This is a genomic window from Mycobacterium sp. TH-M15, assembly GCF_057473705.1.
In genome coordinates, this window is the sequence record NZ_JBYCLB010000563.1 from 1 (window position 1) to 4697 (window position 4697).

General features: G+C 67.6%; 4 protein-coding genes. All 4 read right to left on the minus strand.

Annotated features, from left to right (window positions below):
* Window positions 1-58: 58 nt before the first annotated feature.
* Entirely contained in the window at window positions 59-913 is an 855-nt protein-coding gene (locus AC2VNT_RS13755; protein ID WP_486947393.1) for an FAD/NAD(P)-binding protein, read from the minus strand.
* The gene (locus AC2VNT_RS13760; RefSeq protein ID WP_486947391.1) at window positions 906-2048 is read right to left on the minus strand and encodes a 4Fe-4S dicluster domain-containing protein; all 1143 of its coding nucleotides are present in this window, start codon (window positions 2046-2048) and stop codon (window positions 906-908) included. Before AC2VNT_RS13760 ends, AC2VNT_RS13755 begins: the two co-directional genes overlap by 8 nt.
* 61 nt (window positions 2049-2109) lie before the next feature.
* Entirely contained in the window at window positions 2110-2412 is a 303-nt protein-coding gene (locus AC2VNT_RS13765) for a hypothetical protein (protein WP_486947392.1), read from the minus strand.
* Between the two features lie 2 nt (window positions 2413-2414).
* Complete coding sequence (ppsA, locus tag AC2VNT_RS13770; protein ID WP_486947394.1) at window positions 2415-4682, minus strand: phosphoenolpyruvate synthase; 2268 nt, start codon at window positions 4680-4682, stop codon at window positions 2415-2417.
* Between the last annotated feature and the right edge of the window lie 15 nt (window positions 4683-4697).

A 4697-nucleotide genomic window follows, 5' to 3' on the forward strand; every position in this document is an offset into this window, starting at 1 on the left:
TCAGCTGACAGCCGTCGCACGAGGCGAATTTCCACACCCCCAGCCGCGGTGCGTTCACTTATAACTCCTTCACGCTCAGCAGCGGTGCGGCGACGTCATAGCCGACCACCGGTCCGTCGCGGCACAACAACAGTGGACCCAGTTGACAGTGCCCGCACCAGCCGATGCCGCACTGCATGTTCCGCTCCAGTGAGACGCGAATAGCCATGGTGGGCAGCCCATGTTGCATCAATACCGCAGCGGCGGACTGCATCATCGGTTCCGGCCCGCAGATCATCGCGGTGGTACGCCGCGGGTCGATCGTCAGCCGGTGTAAGGGCTGGGTCACCAGCCCGGTCTGCCATGGCCAGTCGGATCCGGCTGTGTCGACGATCAGCTCGGTGTCCAGCAGCGGGTTGTGCGCCCACTCGTCGGCCTCGTCGCGGAACAGGAAGTGTTCCGGCGTTCGGGCGCCGGCCACGACCGTCACGCGGCCGAAGCGCGATCGGTGGTTCAATGCCGCGTCCACGACCGGCCGCAGCGGAGCGAGCCCGCATCCCCCGGCGACGATCACCAGATCGTGACCGGCGCACGATTGCAGACCCCAGTCGGTGCCGAACGGTCCGCGTACCCCGACGACCGAGCCGATCTCGGCATTGTGCAGCGCGGCGCTGACTGCTCCGACCGACCGGATGGTGTGCGCGATCGTGCCGTCGACCTCCGATGGCACCCCGCTGACCGACATGGCGATCTCGCCGATCCCGAAGGCGTACAGCATCATGAACTGGCCGGGCAGGGGCTGAGCCACATGCTGCGCGGTCGGCATCAAGGCAATGGTGGTGGACTCGAAGTTCTCCCGGTGCCGGGCCGACACCCGGTGCGGGACGGGCGTCATCGCCGATCGCGGGGGAGTCCGGGTGGTGAGGTCAGCCATCGCCGTCATCGCCGCGCGATCCCTCATCGGCAAGCCTGGCCAGGGTGTTCATTTCCTCGGTGATGTCGATTCCGTCGGGACACCAGGCAAGACAGCGCCCACAACCGCCGCACCCGGCGCTGCCGAACTGGTCGTGCCAGGTGCCGAGCTTGTGGGTTATCCAGTGCCGGTAGCGGGACTCACCGGATTGCCGGACCTCGCCACCGTGGATGTAGGTGAAGTCGAGCTCGAAGCAGGATGCCCAGTTCAGCCAGCGTTCGGCGTGCTCGCCGGCGAGATCGGTGACGTCCTCGGTGCTGGTGCAAAAGCAGGTCGGGCACACCATGGTGCAGTTGCCGCAGGTCAAGCAGCGGTTGGCGACGTCTTCCCACTGCGGTGATTCCCGCGAGTCGATCAGCAGTTCACGCAGATCACGCTCGGGCATGCGGCGGCCCATGTGCCCGGCCGCGGCGTCGACGGCATCCCGCGCGGCGGTGATCTCGCTCGGGGACGCCGTTCGGTGGGGTAGCTCGGCCAGCACGTCGGCCCCGTCGTCGGTGCCGGTGTCGACCAGGTAGCGACGGCCGTCGCCGTCGACGTGTTCGGTGAGTGCCAGGTCGTAGCCCGGACCGACGGCGGGCCCGGTGCCCATCGATGTGCAGAAGCACAGGCCACCGGGTTCGGTGCAGTTGACGGCGACCACAAACGCGCGTTGGCGCCGACCGGTGAAGCCCCGGTCCGGATGTGCGCCGGAGCCCAGCACGTTGCCGAGAACGTTGATCGCGGCCAAGTCGCACCCCCGCACGCCGAGGAAGGCATACCGTGGCGGCTCCTCGTCGGGTGCCCCTTCCGACGACCACACCCGCTGCCGGGGCGGGTGCAGATACTGCTTCCAGGACTGCGGGCCGGCCGAATGGCCGAACAGCGCGTCGTCGTCGCGGCGGCGGAGTCGATACCGTCCGGGGCCGACGTCGACGCCCCAACCGCGCGGCAGGTCGTCGGCGGAGGTCAGTTCGGCCAACTCGATCGCGTTGTCCGACAGGGCCGGTCCGACAACCCGGTAGCCCCGCGCGATCAGTGTCGAGATCAATTGCGCCAAGCCCTCGACGTCGATGACGGCAGCTGCCGCCGCTGGGTCCTGAGCGCTGCGAACCATGAGCTCATCGTTCACGCCGGCAGTGCTCGCGCGGAGAGTACAAAGTCCCCTAACGGTGTCACTACGACCGGCTGGTCGTCGCAGAGCGCGGCCGGGTCGACCTGCGCCACGTGGGCCTACGCATCCGGCGCAGTGTTCCACTGGTCAGGGCGGAGGAGATGTTCGCCATCACCCGATCCAGCAGCGCCGCGCACACCGTGCCGTCGTCGGCAACCTCGCGCAATCCCCGGTGTCGCAGGTATGCGTGCAGCCGACGGTCAATCGACCATTCGGTGAAATGCGTTCCGGCGTAGTCGGATTCGAGAAATCCCCAGGCGATCGACTCCAAGTCGGCAGCTGCGGACGAGACGGCGGGTTGGCTCACTTTCACGCCTCGCCGGTGTGCCGTACCGATTCCAGCAGCAGACGCTGTTCGGCTGCGGCTATCGCGCGCCGGGCCGCATCCGCGGCATCCGGATTGACCGACACCGATGTGATGCCGAATCGCACCAGGTGCTCGGCGAATGCCGGATTGGTGGACGGCGCCTGACCACACAGTGACGAAGTAACGCCCAATATGGTCGCCGTTTCGATGATCTGGCCGATCGTATCCAGCACAGCCGGATCAGACTCGTCAAACAGCTCGGCGCATAGCTCGGAGTCCCGGTCGACGCCGAGCATCAGCTGGGTCAGGTCGTTGCTGCCGATCGACACGCCGTCGATACCCATCCCCACGTAGCTGGGCAGCCAGTGCACCACCGATGGCACCTCAGCCATCACCCAGCGGTGCAACCCGCGCTGGTTGCCCAGTGGGCTGCGCTCCACCAGCGCCAGGCATTCTTCGAGTTCCCAGCGGGTCCGGACGAAGGGGATCATCAGGTGCAGGTTCGGATGCTGCTCGCGCACCCGGGCGAGCGCTTCGAGTTCGAGCAGGAACAGATCGGGTTCTTTGACGTAGCGGTAGCAGCCCCGGTAGCCGATCATCGGGTTGTGCTCATCCGGCTCGTACTTGTCGCCGCCCTGCAGGCCGCGAAACTCGTTGCTGCGAAAGTCGGTGGCCCGATAGACGACCGGCCGTGGTGAGAACGCCGCGGCAATCCGTTCCACGGACGCGGCCAACGCGCTGACGAGTGCTGCTTGCTCGCCGCGTGCTATCAGGTCCCGCGGGTGTCGCCCGGACAGCGCCTGGGTGAGCATGAATTCGGCGCGCAGGAGTCCCACCCCGTCCACGTCCCGGGCCGCGACGGCGTCGGCGGTGTCGGGCATCGCCAGATTGACGTACACCTTGGTGCCGGTGACGGTGGTGGCCGCCGGCGCTGGGGGATTACGGTCGGCCAGCGACATACGTGGCGCGAGCACGCGGCCGGCGATCACCTGCCCGCGAGCTCCGTCGACCGTGACCGTCATCCCGTCTTTCAGTTCGACGGTCGCTTTCCGGGTGCCGACCACACAGGGCACTCCGAGCTCACGGGCGACAATTGCTGCGTGGCAGGTCATTCCACCGGTATCGGTGACGAGGGCCGCGGCCCGCCGGATAGTGGGCAGCCAGTCCGGATTGGTCATCGGGGCCACCAACACCTCGCCGTCGATCAGCTGGCTGCCAGACTCCGGGCGCAGCAGCACCCGCACCGCTCCGGACGCCACACCCGGCGCGGCCGGCAGCCCGCGGAGCAGCACATCCCGGGGCTCCTGCTGCTGCGAGTCATCAGCGGGCTCGATCAACGTCGTGATCGGCCGGGCCTGTACCAGCCAGGTGGTGCCCGCCGAAATCGCCCACTCCACGTCCTGCGGGCAGCCGTAGTGCTGCTCGACAGCGACGGCCAATTCGCCGATGCGGTGCAGCGACTCGTCATCGAGCACGCGTGAATTAGCCTGCTCGGGGCCGAGATTGACGAGCGTGTCGTTGCCGTCGGCGCCCGCCACGATTTTGAAAGCCTGATATCCGACCCGGCAGTCAAGAGGTTGCAGGGTGGTCTTGTCGACGACGTAGGTGTCGGGCTGCACCTGACCGGACACCACGACCTCGCCTTGCCCCAATGCCGCCTCGATCACGATGTGGTCGGCGCCGGTGCTGGGATCTCTGGTGAACGCGACGCCGGCTTGATCGGGGGCCACCATCTGCTGAATCACCACCGCCATCGCGGGATCGGCGCCGAACCCGCGGCTGGACCGGTAGGTGAGAACGCGGGGCGTGAACAGCGACGCCCAGCACTGCTGAACGGCGTCGATCAGCGCGTCTTCGCCAGTCACGTTGGTGATGGTCCGGTTCATACCCGCGAAGGACGCGTCGCGGCCGTCCTCGCCGGTGGCCGAGGATCGTACGGCGACGACCATCTCGGCGCCCAGCTGTCGGTAGGCCGCGATGATCTGGTGGCGGACCGCGTCCGCGACGCCCGCTTTGGCGACCAGGCTCGCCATCCGGTGGCAGAGCTCTTCGAGCCGTGCGCCGCGCTCGACGTGGGCCAGTCCCTCGCGATGCAGGGCCGCGATTTCGTCGTCCACACCGCCTGACTTCATCGAATCGAGGTAGGCCGATCGCATCACCACGAAGCCCGGGGGTACCGGCAGCCCGGCCGCCACCAACTCGCCGAGGTTGGCGCCTTTACCGCCCGCGTCGTCGGCGTCTGCCAATCGCAGCGACGTGATATCCCGCACGTAGGTCTGGGTTTG

Excerpts from the sequence above, each read along its gene's own strand:
- AC2VNT_RS13755 (WP_486947393.1), bottom strand. The coding sequence starts at position 913 with ATGGCTGACCTCACCACCCGGACTCCCCCGCGATCGGCGATGACGCCC.
- AC2VNT_RS13760 (WP_486947391.1), bottom strand. The coding sequence starts at position 2,048 with ATGGTTCGCAGCGCTCAGGACCCAGCGGCGGCAGCTGCCGTCATCGAC.